Source organism: Amycolatopsis sp. N2S4-7, from assembly GCF_058119595.1.
The window spans coordinates 3642253-3660455 of record NZ_CP172299.1 but is presented as its reverse complement, the minus strand read 5'-3'; the positions used below and the strand labels follow the sequence as shown (position 1 = coordinate 3660455).

15 protein-coding genes are annotated in these 18203 nt (G+C 70.7%); 6 read left to right on the top strand and 9 right to left on the bottom strand.

Annotation, left to right across the window (positions count from 1 at the left end; genetic code table 11):
* Window positions 1-27 precede the first annotated feature (27 nt).
* From ACH54P_RS16995 to ACH54P_RS16985, 3 genes are read right to left on the bottom strand one after another with little or no spacing between them, the layout of a single operon-like run.
* Window positions 28-1194, bottom strand: coding sequence for an ABC transporter permease (locus ACH54P_RS16995; RefSeq protein ID WP_489913812.1), 1167 nt, complete (start codon window positions 1192-1194; stop codon window positions 28-30).
* Window positions 1191-1874, bottom strand: a complete 684-nt coding sequence (locus tag ACH54P_RS16990) for an ABC transporter ATP-binding protein (protein ID WP_489913810.1) — start codon at window positions 1872-1874, stop codon at window positions 1191-1193. The genes ACH54P_RS16995 and ACH54P_RS16990 overlap by 4 nt, the downstream gene beginning before the upstream one ends.
* The gene (locus ACH54P_RS16985; RefSeq protein ID WP_489913808.1) at window positions 1871-2932 is read right to left on the bottom strand and encodes a peptidoglycan-binding protein; all 1062 of its coding nucleotides are present in this window, start codon (window positions 2930-2932) and stop codon (window positions 1871-1873) included. The genes ACH54P_RS16990 and ACH54P_RS16985 overlap by 4 nt, the downstream gene beginning before the upstream one ends.
* Window positions 2933-3012: 80 nt before the next feature.
* Here ACH54P_RS16985 and ACH54P_RS16980 point away from each other — a divergent pair, with 80 nt between their 5' ends.
* Both ACH54P_RS16980 and ACH54P_RS16975 read left to right on the top strand, forming a co-directional pair.
* The gene (locus tag ACH54P_RS16980; protein WP_489913806.1) at window positions 3013-3711 is read left to right on the top strand and encodes a response regulator transcription factor; all 699 of its coding nucleotides are present in this window, start codon (window positions 3013-3015) and stop codon (window positions 3709-3711) included.
* On the top strand, window positions 3701-5467 hold the full coding sequence (locus tag ACH54P_RS16975; protein WP_489913804.1) for a sensor histidine kinase: 1767 nt from the start codon (window positions 3701-3703) through the stop codon (window positions 5465-5467). Before ACH54P_RS16980 ends, ACH54P_RS16975 begins: the two co-directional genes overlap by 11 nt.
* Here ACH54P_RS16975 and ACH54P_RS16970 read toward each other — a convergent pair.
* Together ACH54P_RS16970 and ACH54P_RS16965 are read right to left on the bottom strand one after the other, a co-directional pair.
* Entirely contained in the window at window positions 5430-6434 is a 1005-nt protein-coding gene (locus tag ACH54P_RS16970) for a trypsin-like serine peptidase (RefSeq protein ID WP_489913802.1), read from the bottom strand. The genes ACH54P_RS16975 and ACH54P_RS16970 overlap by 38 nt on opposite strands.
* A 77-nt stretch (window positions 6435-6511) precedes the next feature.
* A complete protein-coding gene (locus ACH54P_RS16965) occupies window positions 6512-6796 on the bottom strand; it encodes a hypothetical protein (RefSeq protein ID WP_489913800.1) in 285 nt (94 codons plus the stop codon).
* Window positions 6797-7022: 226 nt separating this feature from the next.
* On the opposite strand from ACH54P_RS16965, the gene ACH54P_RS16960 reads away from it, so the two are divergent.
* Both ACH54P_RS16960 and ACH54P_RS16955 read left to right on the top strand, forming a co-directional pair.
* Complete coding sequence (locus tag ACH54P_RS16960) at window positions 7023-7880, top strand: NAD-dependent epimerase/dehydratase family protein (RefSeq protein WP_489913798.1); 858 nt, start codon at window positions 7023-7025, stop codon at window positions 7878-7880.
* A gap of 36 nt (window positions 7881-7916) precedes the next feature.
* Window positions 7917-8810, top strand: coding sequence for a LysR family transcriptional regulator (locus tag ACH54P_RS16955; protein WP_489913796.1), 894 nt, complete (start codon window positions 7917-7919; stop codon window positions 8808-8810).
* Between the two features lie 453 nt (window positions 8811-9263).
* Here the strand turns inward: ACH54P_RS16955 and ACH54P_RS16950 are convergent, their stop codons facing one another.
* The 3 genes from ACH54P_RS16950 to ACH54P_RS16940 are packed head-to-tail and all read right to left on the bottom strand — an operon-like array spanning window position 9264 to window position 12591.
* A complete protein-coding gene (locus ACH54P_RS16950) occupies window positions 9264-10544 on the bottom strand; it encodes a dihydrolipoamide acetyltransferase family protein (protein ID WP_489913794.1) in 1281 nt (426 codons plus the stop codon).
* A gap of 35 nt (window positions 10545-10579) precedes the next feature.
* On the bottom strand, window positions 10580-11539 hold the full coding sequence (locus ACH54P_RS16945; RefSeq protein ID WP_489916468.1) for an alpha-ketoacid dehydrogenase subunit beta: 960 nt from the start codon (window positions 11537-11539) through the stop codon (window positions 10580-10582).
* Window positions 11540-11547: 8 nt separating this feature from the next.
* Window positions 11548-12591 carry a thiamine pyrophosphate-dependent enzyme gene (locus ACH54P_RS16940; protein WP_489913792.1) on the bottom strand — a complete coding sequence of 348 codons (1044 nt, stop codon included), beginning with the start codon at window positions 12589-12591 and terminating at the stop codon, window positions 11548-11550.
* A 238-nt stretch (window positions 12592-12829) separates the two neighbouring features.
* Between ACH54P_RS16940 and ACH54P_RS16935 the strand changes: the two genes are divergently transcribed.
* A complete protein-coding gene (locus tag ACH54P_RS16935; RefSeq protein ID WP_489913790.1) occupies window positions 12830-13270 on the top strand; it encodes an Lrp/AsnC family transcriptional regulator in 441 nt (146 codons plus the stop codon).
* Window positions 13271-13425: 155 nt separating this feature from the next.
* Window positions 13426-17064, top strand: coding sequence for a discoidin domain-containing protein (locus tag ACH54P_RS16930; protein ID WP_489913788.1), 3639 nt, complete (start codon window positions 13426-13428; stop codon window positions 17062-17064).
* A gap of 266 nt (window positions 17065-17330) precedes the next feature.
* On the opposite strand, the gene ACH54P_RS16925 is transcribed toward ACH54P_RS16930, so the two are convergent.
* Window positions 17331-18146: an arylamine N-acetyltransferase family protein gene (locus tag ACH54P_RS16925; protein ID WP_489913786.1), complete on the bottom strand. Its 816-nt coding sequence runs from the start codon at window positions 18144-18146 to the stop codon at window positions 17331-17333.
* Between the last annotated feature and the right edge of the window lie 57 nt (window positions 18147-18203).

Here is an 18203-nt window from a genome sequence, read left to right as displayed (position 1 = left end):
GGAACTCGTCAGCACGCTGTGAGCGGATCATGCCAGTGCCTGCGTCGGCGGCATCCGCGCGGCCCGCACCGCCGGGTGCAGCCCGGCCAGCACCCCCACCACCAACGCCCCGAAGACCGCGGCCGCCACGGACCACGCCGGGATCACGGGCGGCCACCCCTGGTAGGTCACATACGCCAGGGTCACCAGCACGCCCAGCGCGGTCCCGGCCAGGCCACCGAGGCCCGACAGCGTCACCGCCTCGGTGAGGAACTGGCCGCGGATGTGCCCGCGCGTCGCGCCCAGCGCCCGGCGCAGGCCGATCTCGCGCCGGCGTTCCAGGACGGAGACGAACATCGTGTTGGCGACGCCGACCCCGCCGACCAGCAGGGCCACCCCGGCCAGCCCCAGGAACAACGCCGAGAACGCTGTCTGCGTCGCCTGTTTCGCCGCCAGCGCGTCCGACGGCCTCGAGACCTGCACCAGCCCGGGCAACCGCGGGTTCAGCGTCGCCGGCAGCACCGCCCGGACGTCGCCGAGCGCGTCCTCGCGGGCCTTCACGTACACCACCGTCGGGTGCCCGTCGAAATCCAGGAACCGCTTCGCCGAGTTCCACCCGACGACGACCGACCGTTCGATGTCCGGGGCCAGCGGCATCGGCGCGAGCACGCCGATGACCGTGTACCAGGCCGTGCCGATCAGCACCACCGGCGGCGGTTGTCCCGGCACCACTCGCGCGATTCCGAGCCGGGACGCGGCGACGTAGCCGAGCACCGTCACGGGCAAGTCGGACGCGTCGAGAAACCGTCCTGATTGGACGGTGCCGTTCAGTGCCGGCAACAGGCCGGGCGAGGCGGCCAGGACCGACAGCCCGGAGCCGTCCTGGGGGTCCGTCCGGTCGGACCGGCGGACGACGGCGTGGGTGTTCGCCACAGCCGCGGCCGTGGTCACCGGCCCGATCCGCCGCACGCTGCCCAGCGCCGACTCCGGCAGCACCACCGGCGGTGTCTGGTTCGGCTGAGGCTCGGCGCGCAGCAGGTTCGTGCCCAGCGCCGTCAGCCGGTCCAGCAGCGCCGCCTGGCTCGATGCCGGGATGGTGGTGACCACGATCATCGTGGCGATCCCGAGCGAGATCCCCAATGCGGACAGCGCCGCCCGCAGCCGCCGGGTGCGAATGCCCAGCAGGCCCAGGCCGAGGACGTCGGCGGGGGTCATGCGGTGTCTGCCGGGATGTCTCGCACGATCCGGCCGTCGCGGAACTCGACGCGCCGGGGCAGCCGGGCCGCGATATCGCGGTCGTGGGTGATGACGGCGATCGTGGTGCCCTCGGCGTGGAGCCCGGTCAGCAGGTCCAGCACGGCTTCGCCGTTCGCGGTGTCCAGCGCGCCGGTCGGCTCGTCGGCCAGCACCAGCGCCGGGTCGTTGACGACCGCGCGGGCGATCGCGACGCGCTGGCGTTCACCGCCGGACAGCTCGCGCGGCCGGTGGGCGACGCGGTGCCCGAGCCCGACCCGGCCCAGGGCCTCCAGCGCCAGGGCCCGCCGCCGGCGCCGCGGCACCCCCGCGTAGAGCAACCCGGTCGCCACGTTGTCCACGGCGGACAGTTCGTCGGTGAGGTGGAACTGCTGGAACACGAAGCCGATCCGGCGGCCGCGGAGTGCGGACAGCTCCCGGTCGGACAGCGCCGTGACGTCCTGGCCGTGCAACGCCACCGAACCGGAGGTCGGCCGGTCGAGCGTGCCGGCGATGTGCAGCAACGTCGACTTCCCGGACCCGGACGGGCCGGTGATCGCCAGCAGTTCGCCCTCGGACACGATCAGGGTGACGTCCTCGAGCGCGACGACCTCACCGGGATAGCGCTTGCTCACCCGATGCAGGACCAGTACCGGCGTCACGACGTCGTCACCACCTGGAGACCCTCGGTAATCCCGTCGCCGCTGACCTCGACGAGGTCGCGCGCGAACATCCCGGTCTTGACAGCCTTCAACGTCCCTCCCGGCAGCTGTACGGCGTACCCGCCCTCGCGCAACGCCACCAGCGCGCCGACCGGCACCGCGAGCACGCCCGGGTGGGTCTCGATGGCGATCCGCACCTCCACCGAGGCCGAGTCGAGGTCCGCGACGGACCCGGGGTCGTCCGGGGTGACCGTGATGTTCACCTTCGGCGGTCCCTGCGGCCCGCCGTCCGGCGTGCCCTGGACGTCGGTGCTGACCGACGTCACCTTGGCCGGGACGGCGGTACCGTCCGGCCGCACCACCGACACCGGTGCGCCGGTCTTGATCGCCGCGACGTCCGAGGCGGACACCGGCGCGACCACCACCTTGGTCGTGGCGCTGATGGTGAGCAGTGGTTCCGTGACGGGGTCGCCGGGTTGCGCGGTCACCGAGTTGACCCGCACCGGGCCGGGCAGCACGAGGACCTGCCCGACGTCGAGCGTGCCGGTGTCGTCGAGCCCGGCCTTCCGCTGCCACCGCTTCAGGGCGGCGGCTAGCGCGGGCGTGAACGTCTTCGGGCGACCCGTGGCGTACCCGAGCGCGGTCAGGTTGGCGCTGACGACGGCGACGTCCGGTCCGCTGAGATCGGGGTCGCCGAGCTTGCGGAACAGGGGAGTGTCCCCGAAGAACACCGGAACCGGACGCCCGTCGACCGCGTACAGCGCCTTGCCCCGCTGCGCGACGTCGCCGACGGCGGGCAGCTTCGTCACGATGCCGGATCCGGTGCCCTTCACCGGTGCCGGTGTGCCGAAGCCGAGGGTGCCGCTGACCGATTGGGTGTTCGCCAGGTCGGTCTTCCGGACGGCGACGGTCGCCACCGCGGGCGGTGCTGCGGCGGACACGGTGGTCTTGCGGCCGTGGTCGATGACGAAGAACGTCGTGGCGCCCAGCAGCACCACCACGGCGACGGTGACGAGCAGCCACACCAGCCGGCGGCCACCCGATCGGGTCGATCTCATGCCGTCACGCTCGCAGCGGATTGTCAGGGACTGGTCAGGAAGCCGTGGTCTTCCGGTAGCCGCGCTTATGCTCTCCGATCATGTGCGCCCACATCGTGCTGGCCGAGGACGACGCCAAGCAGGCGGAGCTCGTCCGGCGCTACCTCGAGCGGGAGCGGCACACCGTGGTCGTCGCACCGGACGGCGTCACCGCGCTGGACCTGGTCCGCCGCCACCCGCCCGACCTGCTCGTGCTCGACGTGATGCTGCCCGGGATGGACGGCCTCGAGATCTGCCGGACGCTGCGGGCCGAGTCGGATCTGCCCGTGCTGATGCTGACCGCGCGGTCCACCGAGGACGATCTGCTGGCCGGGCTCGACCTCGGCGCCGACGACTACGTGACCAAGCCGTTCAGCCCACGGGAGCTGATGGCCCGGATTCGCACGCTGCTGCGCCGGGCGGCGCCGCCTCGGCCGGACAGGGGCGGAGTCGCGCGCGTCGGCACGCTCACCGTCGACCCGGTGCGGCACGAGGTCACCGTGGGCGGCCGGGCGATCGACTGCACGCCGGGGGAGTTCCAGCTGCTGGAACTGATGGCCGGTCAGCCCGACCGGGTGTTCACCCGCGGCCAGCTGCTGGAGCACCTGCACGGCTTCGACCGGTTCATCACCCAGCGCGCGATCGACGTGCACGTGATGAACCTGCGCAAGAAGATCGAGGCGCAGCCACGGCGTCCGGCACGGCTGCTCACCGTCTACGGCGTCGGCTACAAGCTGACCGCGGGCACCGATGCGCCGTAGCCTCCTCCTGCGGTTGTTCGTGCTGTCCGCGCTGGTCGCGGTGGCCTCGATCGCCGCCACCGCCTGGCTCGCCGCACGCACGACCTCCGGCGCCATCCGGCAAGAACAGGGCCAGGCGCTCGCCGACGACGGGAACATCTACCGTGGCCTGCTGACCTACGCCGCCACCCACCCGAACTGGCGGGACGTCGTCGGGAAGGTGCGCGGCACCGCCGCGGTCAGCGGCCGCCGGATCGCCCTGACGCTCACCGACGGCACGCCGATCGCCGACTCGGCTCCCGACGGCAGGCCGCTGCCACTGCGGCCCTCGATCGTCGTCGATCCACTCTCGGTCGACCCGGGGCTGGGGCAGGGCACCACCGCCGACCGCATCGCCCCCGACGCCGTCGGACCGTACGCACTCCCGGCCGGGGACCGGGAACGACTGGCCGCTCTCGCCGAGCGCGTGCTGCGCTGCGTGCAAGCCCGCTCGGGCATCGGGACCATCGTCACCTCACCCGCCGGGCACCCCCGGATCGAGGACGCGGACTCGTTCGTGCAGTCGTCGTGCGACGGCAACGCACTCAACGTGCCCACGGCGTCGGAACAGATGGCGCTGAACAAGCTCTCGGCCCTGGTCAACGCGTGCCTCGACCGCGGACCCGAGCCGAAGCCGGCCGCTCAGATCCGAGTGCTGCTCGACTTCACCTGGGTGCGCAAGGGGGTGCGCGACGCCGAGTCCGACCAGGCCGTGCAGTCCTGCCTGCTCTCGGCGCGCCGGGAGCAGCTGACGCCCTACGTGGCTCCCGCCGCGTTGCTCTACCTCACCGCGCCAGGCGGCGAAGTGGAGCACGCCGGGTTCACGTTGTCTCCGGAGAACGAGATCCGGCTGATCGAGGTCGCCGGTGGAATCCTGCTGCTGACCTTGACGGCCACCGCGCTCGGTGGGCTCGGCCTGATCCGCCCGCTGCGCGCGCTCACCGGCGCTGCGCGGCGGATGACGGCGGGTGAGACCGGAGCCCAGGTGAAGGTGCGCGGCCGCGACGAGATCGCCCGGCTCGGGACCGCCTTCAACGCCATGGCCGCCAGCCGCGAGTTGCTCGAGGAGACCCGCAAGGCGATGGTCAGCGACATCGCCCACGAGCTGCGCACCCCGTTGAGCAACATCCGCGGCTGGCTCGAAGCGACCCGCGACGGCGTCAGCGAGCTCGACGACGAGCTGATCGAGTCGCTGCTCGAAGAGGCCGTTCACCTGCAGCACATCGTCGACGACCTGCAAGACCTCGCCCTTGCCGATGCCGGCGCGCTGCGGCTGCACCCCGAGCCGGTGGACGTGCCGCACCTGCTCAATCAGGTGGCGGCGGCGCACCGGCCCCGCGCCGGCGTCGAGCTGTCCGTCGAGGCGCCCGCGCCCCTGGAGCTTGACGCCGACCCGGTGCGGCTGCGGCAGGCCGTCGGCAATCTGGTGTCCAACGCCCTCCGGCACACCCCCGAGGGCGGCTCGGTGGTGGTGCGCGGCCGCCGGGACGGCGACGACGTCGTCATCGAGGTCGCCGACACCGGCACCGGGATCGCCGCCGAGGACCTGCCGCGGGTGTTCGACCGGTTCTGGCGGCCCGACAAGGCCCGTACGCGGGGCAGCGGCGGCAGCGGCCTCGGGCTGGCGATCGTCCGGAAGCTCGCCGAAGCGCACCGCGGGACGGCGACGGCGGCCTCGGTGCCCGGTCAAGGCTCGACGTTCACGCTGCGGCTGCCCGCCGGTACAGCGGATCGGTGATCGCCTTCGTGAACTGCGGGCCGAACAGGTACCGCGTGCAGTCGGGCGTCTGGTCGAGACAGAGTGATCCGTCGGGGTGCAGGTACCAGCCCTCGGTGTCGACGCCGACGACCACGCCGTAGCCGGTCTTCTCCGAGAACGACGTCAGCCGCGGGCCGCCGCTGGATCCGCCGCCCATGTCGCACGGCACGCCCCACTGGTCGCGGGGAATCTCGACCTCGGCGTTGCCAGGGTTCTCCTTCGGCGCGCCCCAGCAGTGCGCGACGCGTTGCCCGGTGAACTCGGGCCGGCCCTGGTGACCAGGTTGTTTCGCGGCGCGCGGGTAGCCGAACTCCTGTGCCGGGAGGCCGCCGGGCAGGCCGATGCCGAGTGGTTGCGCGGCTTTCGTGACGTCGGCGGCGCGCCGGCCGTGTTCGTCGGGGTTGAGCACCAGGAACGCCTGGTCGTGGGCGGTCTGCTGGTCGTCGGTCACCCAGGTCGTGTCGGCGTACGCGGTCCGCGCGACGAACGAACCGTAGGGCCGGGTGTTGTCGCGGAAGCCGGGGACGAACAGCACCTTGTCCATCCACTGTGGATCGTTGCCGATCAGGTCCATGCCGTGCACGCAATGCCCGGCGGTGACGATCGTGGCGCGGTTGGCCGCCGCGACCAGCGTCGCGGTGCAGCTTTCGTCCTCGCCGCGGTCGACGAAGAACAGCCGGCCGATCGTGCGGTCCACCGCGGTGCCGGGGGCGAACCCGGCGCCGTCGGGGCCGTCGGCCGGCGGCGTGCCGGGCGTGGCCGGGCCGGTCGGCATCGCGGAGATGCGCTCCGGTGTCCAGTAGTCGAGGACGGCTTGGCGGTCGGCTGCCGACACGGCGAGGTCGTGCACGACGACTCCCTCGGCGGCCTGCGCGGAGGCGCCGCCGAGTGTCGCTGCCGCCAGCACGACCGCGGCGAGCATGGATACGTTCTTGGCCTGGATCACAAGAAACCTCCCTTTCGTGGCTCGGGCAGCGTCGCGAAAGGATGTGGAGGACTTGTCAGCGAGTGGTCAGGCGGTCGTCAGGCAGCCAAGCCGCAGTCGCGGATCTGCTCCCAGGGGTCGATCTCATAGGCGGCTTTTCCGGGAGCGGTGTCGGAGTCGCCGAAGCCGCGGTTGTCCCACAGCAGCACGCACAGGCCTGCTTCGGCTAACACCTCGGCGAACCGGTCGAGATAGAGGCGGCGGGTGGCCGACCAGCCGTGCGCCATCACCGCGCACGGCGCCGGTCCCGACGCTCCCTCGGCTTCGAAGAACCAGCCGCGCAGCGTGACACCCTCGGCATCGAACTCGACATCGTGACGCATGGGAGGTTTCCTTCCTGCGGGCTGCTGCTGACGATCCTCAGCGTCACTCCGTCGAGTGGGCAGCGTCCAGTACCTCCACCGTCGTCTGTGATACCCGGCCGTGATAAGTCCACAGTGGAATATCCACTGATGCCGTGCGGGTATCACAGAGAGCGAAACAGGTCTTGGACGCGCTGGCCGGCCGCGCCGCACCCTGGAGGGGCAAGACACGAACGAAGGAGCAACGATGAAGGTCTTCCTGACGGGCGGCTCCGGCTACATCGGCCGGGCCACGATCGCGGAACTGCGCCGGCAGGGCCACACGGTGGAGGCGCTGGCCCGCAGCGAGCGCGCCGAGGAGGCCGTCGTGGCGGCGGGGGCCACGGCGGTCCGTGGCGGTCTGGCGGACTTGGCGGTCCTGAACCACGCCGCCGCTCGCGCGGAGGCCGTGATCCACCTCGCGCAGGCGAGCACGGACGAGGAGGATCTCGCCGCGGCCCACGCGATGCAGGACGGCGTCGGCGCCGGCACGTACGTGCACACCGGCGGCAGCTGGGTCTACGGCGACACCGACGGGGTCCAGGACGAGACCGCGCCGTGGAACCCTCCGGCCCTGGTGGCGTGGCGCAAAGCCGTCGAGGACGCCGTGCTGGCGCGAGCCGCCGACGGTGGCCGCCCGGTGATCGTGCAGCCGGGCCTGCTCTACGGCGGCGACAACCGCCTGATCGACATCTTCTTCGTGCAGCCGGGCGTGAAGAACGGCGCGATCGCCTATCTCGGCGACGGCAGCGCCCACTGGGCGCTGGTGCACCTCGATGACCTCGCGGCCCTCTACGTCGCTGCGCTGTCGGCGAAGGCCGGGTCGGTCTACCTCGGAGTGGGCGGGGTGAACCCGACGGCGAAGGAGGTCGCCGAGGCGCTGGCGCGCGGTGCGGGGCTCGAGGGCAAGACCGTGTCGATCACGCTCGAGCAGGCGCGGGCGGAGATGGGCCCGGTTGCGGAGGCGTTCGCCCTCGACCAGCAGCTCACCCCGGCCAAGGCCCGGCGCGAGCTGGGCTGGGAGCCACGCCACACCGATCCGCTCGCGGTGTTCGCGTCGAACTGAGCAGCGTGCCGCTGCCGGTGCGGAGGAGAGGGAATCGTGGACGTCGATCTGCGGAGGTTGCGTTACTTCGTCGCGGTGGCCGAGGAGCTGCACTTCGGCCGTGCGGCCGACCGGCTGCACATCGCCCAGCCGGTGCTGTCCCGGCAGATCCGGGTTCTGGAGGGGGAGCTGCGGGTGGAGCTGTTCTGCCGCGACCGGCGCGGCACCGCCCTCACCCCGGCCGGCGAACAGCTGCTCGCCGACGCCGGTGACCTGCTGGTCGCGGCGGAGGCGCTGGTGCGCCGGGTGCGCGCCACGGCAGAGGGCGTCCGCCGCCTCACCGTTGGGTTCATGCCCGGGATCACCCTGACGCCGGTCGTGCGGCTCTTGCGGGCCCGGCACTCCGGCTTGGACGTGCGGATGCTGCGGACCGGGTGGCACGACCAGGTGGTGGTGCTCCGCGACGGCCGGGCCGACGTCGGCATCGTCCGGCTGCCGATCGACCGGACCGGCCTGGCGGTCGTCCCCCTGTACACCGAGCCGAGGGTGGCGGTGGTGGCCTCGGGTCACCGGCTGGCCGGCAAGGACTCGGTTCGCATCGCCGACCTGGCCGAAGACCACCTGCTGCAGGATCCCGACGCCGTGCCGGAGTGGCGGGACGTGGCGCTCGAGCTGCGGGAGGGCACGCAGCGGACGGTCCCGGCGATCCACAGCGTCGAGGAGAAACTGGAGCTCGTCGCCGGTGGCGAGGGCATCGCGGTCATCCCCGCGTCCACGGCGGGCTTCTACACCCGGCCGGGCGTCGAGGTCCTTGTTGTCGAAGACCTCGGGCCCAACCAGGTCGCCGCAGCCTGGCCGGCCGCACGGGCCACCGCCTTGGTCCGGGAGTTCGCCGAGGCGGCTGCCGAGCTGCTGCCCGAGTTGCCCGCGGACCGGCCGAGCCGAGTGTAGGGGGCTCAAGGCGGCCGGTCAGCGGCGGAACCGACCACAGTGGACGGTGACCTCGACGCCGGCCGCGGCCGTTCACCGGGGGTCGAACTGACCGACTCTCCACGTCGTCGCCTACGGGGGCGCAAGCCGGTGGTGGCGCTGCGTGCCCTGGCCACACGAACCCACCCACCGCCGGCCACACCAGGAACGGCACGGCCCGTCGCCACCGCGGAGTGCGTGCGCGCGCGGCCCAGGACTCACCGTCGCGGGTCGCCGGCGCCGTAGTTCGGGAGTCGAGCACCGCACGGTAATCGCAACTGAGCGAACCGGGTGGCAAGTCGAACCGGATGGGTGGATCCGGGCCGCCGCCGAGATGGCGTGGGTGCAGCGCGCAGGCCCGCAGCACCCGGTCAGAAACGAACTGTCTCCACAGCGATCGACCTTGCTGTCGAAAGTTCGAAAATGCCGTGGTCATCACAGGACTGCCAATCCCGGCTCGGTCAGCAGAGCTGCCGTGTCGGCGAGCAGTTCCGAAGCCTGCTGGCCGTCCATCACCCGGTGGTCGAAGGAGAGGGCGAGCTGCAGGATCGAGCGAGGCTCGATCCGCTCGCCGGCTTCGTCTGCCACGACCCACGGCTGTCGGCGGATTGTGCCGACGGCCAGGATCGCGGTCTCGCCTGGGTTGAGTATCGGGGTGCCCGTGTCGACACCGAAGACGCCGACGTTGGTGATGGTCGTCGTGCCGCCCGCCATCGCCTCGGGCGGCGTCTTCCCGGCGCGGGCGGTGACGGCCAGTTCGTTGATCGCGGTGGCGAGGTCGAGCAGGCCCAGGGTGTGGGCGTCCTTGATGTTCGGGACCACGAGGCCGCGAGGCGTCGCAGCGGCGATGCCCAGGTTGATTCCGGCGGGCACCACGATTTCCTGCGCTTGTTCGTCCCAGCGGGCGGTGGCCATCGGCGTGCGAGCGAGGGCGCGGAGGTAGGCGCAGGCCACGAAAGCCAGCGGCGTCAGCTTAACCTCGCGGAACTCGCGGCGACGGGCGACGACGTCGCGCAGTTCCAGTGTCTTGGTGACGTCCAGCGTGACGAACTCGGTGACGTGCGGCGCGGTGAACGCGGAGGAGACCATCGCGGCGGCGGTGTGCTTACGCACGCCCTTGATCGGGATCCGGGTCGGCACGCCTTGGATCACGGCCGCCGGCTCTGTCGCGCCGTTGTCGGCCGCGGCGAGCACGTCGGTACGCAGGATGACGCCGTCGGGGCCGCTGGGCGTGATCGTGGCGAGATCGACATCGAGTACCTTGGCCAGCTTGCGCACGGGCGGCTTGGCCCGGAGCTTGGCGTGCTCCGCCGGAGGCTTGTCGACGGGCTTGTGGGCGTTCGCGCCGCGGCGACGTCGTGTGGCGCCGGCCTCGCGGACGCCGTAGCCGACCAGCAGCTTGGGTTCGGTGTCGGTGGTGTCCCCGGCTGCGGGAGTGGTTTGCGCGCTGGGCGCGGGCACGTCGGAGGCTGTCTGGATCGCGATGATCGGTGAGCCCACTTCGACGGTCTCGCCTGCGGCTGCGAGGAGCTCGACGACTTCGCCGGCGTAGGGCGAGGGCAGTTCGACGACCGACTTGGCGGTCTCGATGTCGACGATGATCTGGTTGACGGCCACGGTGTCGCCGACGGCCACGTGCCACGCGACGATGTCGGCCTCGGTGAGCCCTTCGCCGACGTCGGGGAGCCGGAAGGTCTGCGCGGTCGGGGTGGTCACGGTGTCTGCTCCTGCAAGAGACGGTGGTACGGAGGTCAGTGCTTGAAGCTCTCGTCGCACGCTTCGAGCAGGCGGTCGAGGTTGGGCAGCCAGTCCTCCTCGAGGCGGCTGGCCGGATAGGGCGTGTCGTACCCGGTGACCCGGAGGATCGGGGCTTCCAGCTCGTAGAACGCCTGCTTCTGCACCCGCGTCGCGAGTTCGCCGCCGAGGCCACCGGTCTGCGAAGCCTCGTGAGTGATGATCAGCCGTCCGGTGCGGCGGACCGATTCGACGATGGTCGCGTCGTCGATCGGTGACAGCGAGCGTAGGTCGATGACCTCGGTCTCGCGCCCTTCCTCCGCCAGTACGGCCGCGGCTTTGAGGGCCACCGGTACCAAGGCGCCGTAGGTGACGAGTGTGAGCGCGTCGCCGCGGCGGACGATTCGGGCGCGGTCCAGGTCGGCGGGCGGTACGGAGGTGTCGAGGTGGCCTTTGGACCAGTAGGAGCGTTTGGGCTCGAGGAAGATCACCGGGTCGTTGCACCGGATCGCCTGGCTCATCAGTTCGTAAGCGTCCTGGGAGTTCGACGGGCACAGGACCCGAAGCCCGGGCGTGTGAGCGAAGTACGCCTCGGGGGATTCGCTGTGGTGTTCGGTGGCACCGATCCCGCCGCCGACCGGGATCCGGATGACGACCGGCAGGCTGACTTTGCCCTCGGACCGGTGCCGGTACTTGGCGAGCTGGGTGATGATCTGGTTCATGGCCGGGAAGACGAAGCCGTCGAACTGGATCTCGCACACCGGGCGGTAGCCGGCCATGGCCAGACCGATGGCGCTGCCCACGATTCCGGCTTCGCCCAGCGGTGAGGTGACGACGCGTTGGTCGCCGAAGTCCTTCTGCAGGCCTTCGGTGACGCGGAAGACGCCGCCGAGGTGGCCGATGTCCTCGCCGATCAGCAGGACCTTGTCGTCGGTGTCCATCGCATCGCGCAGACTGGCGTTGAGGGCGTGTGCCATCGCGATGGTCACGAGTGGTCTCCTTCCGCGCCGGCCACGAAGGCGAGGTGCTCGTTCATCTGGCGAGCGAGGTCGCAGGGCAGGTCGTGCAGCGTGTGCCGGAACGGGTCGTCCGGTTTCGGCACCGGGAGAGCGCGGCAGCCGGTCCGCAGCCGTTCCGCCAGTTCGGCTTCTTCCCGGGCGAGGTCGGCCAGGAAGGCGTCGTCGAGGGGCTGAGGTGCGCTGTCGCTGGCCAAGAAGGCGCGGAGGCGATCGATCGGATCTCGGGCCGCCCACTCGTCGTTCTCCGATCCGGTGCGGTAGCGCAGGTTGTCGTCGGAGGTCGTGTGCGGGTTGCGCCGGTAGGTGACCGCTTCGATCAGCGTCGGGCCGCCGCCGGAGCGGGCGGTGGCCAGCGCCCGCTGGGTCACGGCATGGCAGGCGATGACGTCGTTGCCGTCGACCCGGACGCCGGGAAGCCCGAAGCCGCGCGCCCGCTCGGCGGCCGGCACCCGGCTCTGAACGGAGAACGGCGCCGAGATGGCCCACTGGTTGTTCTGGCAGAAGAACACCACGGGCAGGTTCTGGGCCGCCGCCCAGACGAACGCCTCGTTGGTCTCGCCTTCGCTCAGTGCGCCGTCGCCCAGGAACACCAGGACCGCGCGATCCCGGCCGCGGTCGCCGGTTCCGACGTCGCCGTCGCGCACGATGCCCATCGCGTAGCCGACGCCGTGCAGCGTCTGGGCGCCGATGACGAGGGTGTAGAGGTTGAAGTTCCGCTCACGAGGATTCCAGCCACCCATCGTCGTCCCGCGGAACAGGCCCAGCAGCTGTACCGGGTCGACGCCGAAGCACCATGCCACCGCGTGCTCACGGTAGGTGGGGAACACGACGTCCTGTGCGCGAAGCGCCGATCCGGCGCCGACCTGGGCGCCTTCCTGTCCGAGCATGGAGGGCCAGACCCCGAGTTCGCCCTGCCGCTGCAGCGCGATCGCTTCGGTGTCGACCCGGCGGGCCAGCACCATATCCCGGTAGGCCGCTCGTAAGTCCAGCGCCTCGGTGCCGGTGGGCACTCGGCTGTCCGGCCGCAACGTCCCTGTGCGATCGAGGACGGACCAGGGGGGTGAGGACCATTCGGCGGGCATGCTTCTCCTTGAGTCAGCGTGGCGGGAACCATCGCAAGCGAAGAGCGCCTGAAGCAACTGAAAAGCGCGAGTCACGCGTGATTCACGCACTCCAGACTCAGGGAAGGGTGTTAGACGCTAGAATATTGCGGATTGTGATTGATTTGAGCGTAGAGAGTGTGACGTGATGGACGACATCGACCGGGAGATCCTGAACCTGCTGCGGACGAACGCCCGCATGCCCGTGAGCGAGATCGCGCGCCGGGTCGGGCTTTCGGCCGCGCCTGTCGCCAGGCGGATCGAGCGGCTGGAGAACGATGGTGTGATCGAGGGTTACGTCGCGATCGTCAACGACGGGGAAACCGGAGAACTCGACGCCTTCACCGAAGTCCGCTTGACCAGCGGAACGGATATCCGCGAGCTCGAGGAGATCGCGCGGAGGGTGCCGGAGGTCCGGCAGTACTTCACGATCGCAGGCGACCCCGACGGGCTCGTGCGCTTCCGCGTCCGCAACGTCGACCACCTGCAGAAGGTCGTGAACGCCATCCGCGGCACCGGGATCGTGGCCGGGACCAAGACGTTGATCGTGCTGAACGCGTGGGACCGGGCGCAGGCTGCTGCCGGGTGACCCCGTCCAGCACAGCCGAAGCCGATAATTCCTAATTTTGTCTGCCTTGTCTTCTTGACGGCCTCGCCGGGCAGCGTCAAAGCTGCGTTGGCAACGTTGTCAGCCGAGGGTGCTCACGCCCCTCGTCGGCTGGCCGCCCGGAGAACGGAGTGCACATGGCGGACGAGTTCGGCATCAGCGGGGACGCCGAGCCCGCAAAGGCTGCCGCCCTGTCCAGGCGTCACCTGCTGACCACCGGGACCGGCTTGCTGGCCGGGTTCGGCCTGGCCGCCGTCATGCCGGGCGTGGCTTCGGCGGCGGACGCGACGGCTGAGGGCCGGGACACCAGGGCCGATCTGGCGCTGTTCCGGCCGGTGCAGGTCTCTTCGACCGACTACGCCGCCACCCCAGCGGAGTTCGCCGTCGATGGCCTCGCCCAGGTCGGCGTTCGCGGCTCCGGCTGGCGCGCCGCGCCGGGCGACGGTCAGTGGATCGTCGTGGACCTGCAGGGCCAGTGCAAGATCGACTCGGTGGTGCTGACGTTCGAGGCGAAGCCCGGCGACCCGGCCTTCGATGCCGCCGGCTCGCGCAGCAACACGACCGGTGCTGAGGTGCTTTCCAGCTACGCGACGGCGTTCGACCTCGACGTCTCCGCCGATGGCAAGGCCTGGCGCACCGTCCACCACTCCGACTCCGGCGCCGGTGGCGTGGTGACCATTCCGCTGTCGGTCTCCGCCCGCTGGGTCCGGTTCACCGCGTCGAGCCGATCGACGACCAACCCGCTGGGCCTCAACGGATTCCAGGTGTTCGGCACGAGCCGGGACCATCGGCCTGCGGTCCGCGGCTGGACCAGCTTCCCGGTGCGCCCCCACGAGAACCCGCCCGCCCTGACCGTCGGGTCCGACGGCACCGTGCCGCTCGAGTCGGGCTGGGTCCTCACCATGGACGACTGGGCGCCTGCCGGCGACGGCCGGACGCTCTCCGGTGGCAACGTCGACACCCGGGGCTGGCTCCCCGCGACCGTGCCCGGCACGGTGCTGGCGTCGCTGGTCGAGCAGGGTCAGCTGCCCGACCCGGTGTCCGGGATGAACAACCTGCACATCCCGGAGGCCCTGTCCCGGCACGCCTGGTGGTACCGGCGGGCGTTCTCGCTCCCGCGTGGCCTGGACACCTCGGCGGGCCGGTACGTGTGGCTGGAGTTCGACGGCGTCAACCACGAGGCCGAGGTCTGGCTCAACGGCGCGGAGCTCGGCACCCACAGCCACCCGTTCGGCCGGGCGCAGTTCGACGTCACGGCGGCGCTGCGCCGGTCCGGGGACCAGGCACTCGCGGTGAAGATCTCGCCGATGCCGCTGCCGGGCACCCCCGGCGACAAGGGGCCGGCCGGACAGGCGTTCGTCGACGCCGACGCGACGATGTTCAAGAACTCGCCGACCTACCTCGCGGTGTCCGGCTGGGACTGGATGCCCGCGGTGCGCGACCGCGCGTCGGGTATTTGGGATCACGTTCGGCTGCGTTCCACCGGTGCCGCCGTGCTCGGCGACGTCCGGGTCGACACCAAGCTGCCGAACCTCCCGGACACGAGCACCGCCGAGGTCACGATCACCGTGCCGGTGCGCAACGCGGCCGCGACCGCGCAGCGCGTCAAGGTCACCGCCGCCTTCGACGACGTCGCGGTGAGCACCACGGTGACCGTCGCCGCCGGCGCGAGCGCCGACGTGGTGTTCGCGCCCTCGGCGTTCCCGCAGCTGCGGCTGAAGAACCCGAAGCTGTGGTGGCCCAACGGCTACGGCGACGCGAATCTGCGCGACCTCACGCTGACCGCGGCCGTCGGGGCGTCGCTCAGCGACAAGCGGATGACCCGGGTGGGCTTCCGCAAGATCGACTACCAATACGACCTGCCCATCCACATCGTCGACAGTGCCGCGGACCAGACCGTCGACCTGGCGCCGCAGCAAGCCCGCTACGTCCGGATCGCGCTCGACAAGCGGTCCGCCGGCTGGGGGTTCTCGATCTACACGATGTCGGTGCTGGACAGCGAGGACCCGGGAACGGACCTCGCCCTGCGCAAGCCGGCCACCGCGTCGACGACGGAGGACGGCGGCGTCCTGACCCCGGACAAGGCAGTGGACGGCGACGCGACCACCCGCTGGGGCTCGGCGTACTCGGACAACCAGTGGCTGCAGGTGGACCTCGGCGCGGCGACCACGTTCGACCGGATCGTGTTCCGCTGGGAGTATTCGTACGCGCTGACGTTCCGCGTCCAGGTCTCTCAGGACGGGGAGAACTGGACCGACGCCTTGGCGGTGGACAATACGCCGAAGCCGCTGACGTTCCTCGTCAACGGCGTGAAGATCTTCGCCCGCGGCGGCAGCTGGGGCTGGGACGAGCTGCTGCGCCGGATGACGGCCGAGCGGACCGACGCGGTTGTCGCGATGCACCGCGACATGAACTTCACGCTGATCCGCAACTGGGTCGGGTCTTCGTACCGGCAGGAGCTGTTCGACGCCTGCGACAAGTACGGCATCCTGCTGTGGAACGAGTTCTGGGACGGCTGGTCCTACGACCCGGCCAACCACGACATCTTCCTGGCGCAGGCGAAGGACACGGTGCTGCGCTACCGCCACCACGCCTGCGCGACCGTGTGGTTCGGCTGCAACGAGGGCTCGCCGCCGGGCGTGATCGACCAGGCGTTGCGTGAGATCGTCACCGGCCACACCGACTTGCTGTACCAGAGCAACTCGGCGGGTGGCGTGATCACCGGCGACGGTCCCTACCGCTGGCTCGACCCGAAGCAGTACTTCACGGGCGAGGCGACCGGCGGCAAGGCCGGGTTCTGGAGCGAGATCGGGCTGCCGACCGTGTCGGTCGTGGAGAGCATGCGCAACCTGGTGGGCCCGGGCGACCTGGGCTGGCCGATCGGCGCGCCGTGGTTCCTGCACGACTGGTCGACGAACGGCAACCAGTCGCCGCAGAGCTACCTGGCGGCGATCGACGCGCGGCTGGCGCCCTCGACGAGCCTGGCGGAGTTCTGCCGCAAGGCGCAGTTCGTCAACTACGAGAGCATGCGCGCGATCTTCGAGGCGTGGAACGCGAAGCTGTGGAACGACGCCACCGGGGTGCTGCTGTGGATGTCGCACCCGGCGTGGCACAGCACGGTGTGGCAGACCTACGACTACGACCTCGACGTCAACGGCAGTTACTACGGCGCGCGCAAGGGCTGCGAGCACCACCACGTGCAGGCCGACCTGACGACGTGGCAGGTGCGGGTGGTCAACCACACCCCGTCGGCGTTGAGCGGGGTGACGGCCTCTGCGCGGTTGTACGGCCTGGACGGCGCGAGCCTCGGGGCGGTCCAGCAGCAGAAGCTCGACGTGGCCCCGGTTTCGGGAGCGGCGGCTTTCACGGTGCCGTTCGGCGTCGGGCTGCCGGACCTGCATCTGCTGCGGCTGACCCTGACCGATGGCCGCGGCACGGTGCTGTCGGAGAACACGTACTGGCGCTACCGCAGCGACAGCGCGATGCGGGCCCTCAACCAGCTCCCGGGCGCGCGCCTGACGACATCCCTGCGCCCGGACGGCGACGCGTACACGGCCACGGTCCGCAACGACGGCCGCACGGTGGCGGCGATGATCCGCCTGTCGCTGCGGGAACGCAACGGCACGGACCGCGTGCTGCCGACCCAGTACGGCGACAACTACTTCTGGCTGCTGCCGGGAGAAAGCCGCACGGTCCGGGTCGAGCCGCGGCGGCGCGTGCCGGGGGCCCGGCTGCTGGTGGAGGCCTACAACGTCGCGGCCAAGCTGGCAGGATAAAGCTGCATGGGGCTGGTTGATGTCTCAGCCACCGCACGACAGCTCCGACGGCAGCCTCGCCCAGTGGGCGAGGCTGCCTCGTGATCACCGCCAAGCAGCGCAACCGGATCAGCTGGGGCACGTCGCTGTCCTGGCCCGGCTCACGGCGGGCGTCGGGACTTGCGAGACGATGCCCAGGTCGGGGCAGGAGGTCGATGGCGCGGATCAACCGGTTTGCGTCGCTTGAGTTCTCGCCCACGTGATCCGGCATGCAGCGGCGCGCACTGCTATGCGTGTGGATGACCTACGGTCGCCAGTACGGCTGCGACGTCGGCCGGTGGGATCGGGGCTTCGAACACGTCCGCGAGGACCTCGACCACCTCCGCGGGGGCGAGCTGCCGGACGTCGGGGGATCGTTCCGGGTACGTGGTCGTCAGCTGACCGTTGTCGAGCATCCGGTGTGTTCGCCCCGATACCCGCTGCGCGAACAGACGGCTGCTGAGAGGGGACCGTGGGTGCGTTGAGACATAGTGGTACGTGAGCACGTAGTCCACCGGGTAGCGGCGATCCTCGGTGAACGTGTACACGATCACCCACTCACCCGAGCGACGGGAGTGCAGGGCCCAGTGGTCCTGCTCTCGCGTCACGCGATAGTGCCAGTCGTCCTGCACGGAATCAGCGCCGTCCACCAATTCGATCGGTTCCGGCGGGCTGCCGCCGAAGCCGACATCGCAGATCCAGACACGGTCTTCCGCGGCCACCCGCAGAAGGCCGTGGGTGGCAGGGCGGATCGAGGCCGAGCCGAGTTGCACGCGCCCCGACATTCCGGTGACCGGGAATCCCAGCCGGGTCAGCGCCGCGGCGAACAGGATCGTGTGCTCTGAACACGTTCCTCCCCGGCGCTGGATCAGCAGCTTTTCCTGGATGGATTCGATGTCCAGTTGCACTGGGCGGCGCAGGACCATGTCCAGGTTGTTCCACGGCATGCTCAGGACGTGCGCGCGCTGCAGCGACTGCAGGGTGGGCTCGGCTACCGGGTGATTGATTCGGGACAGGTACGCATCCAGGTCCAGCTTTGCTGAACCCCATTCATCTTCATGCATTTTCGGATCCTGGTGGAGGCTGGGTCGTTCGCCGCTGGGTGGATGATTTGTGCTGTG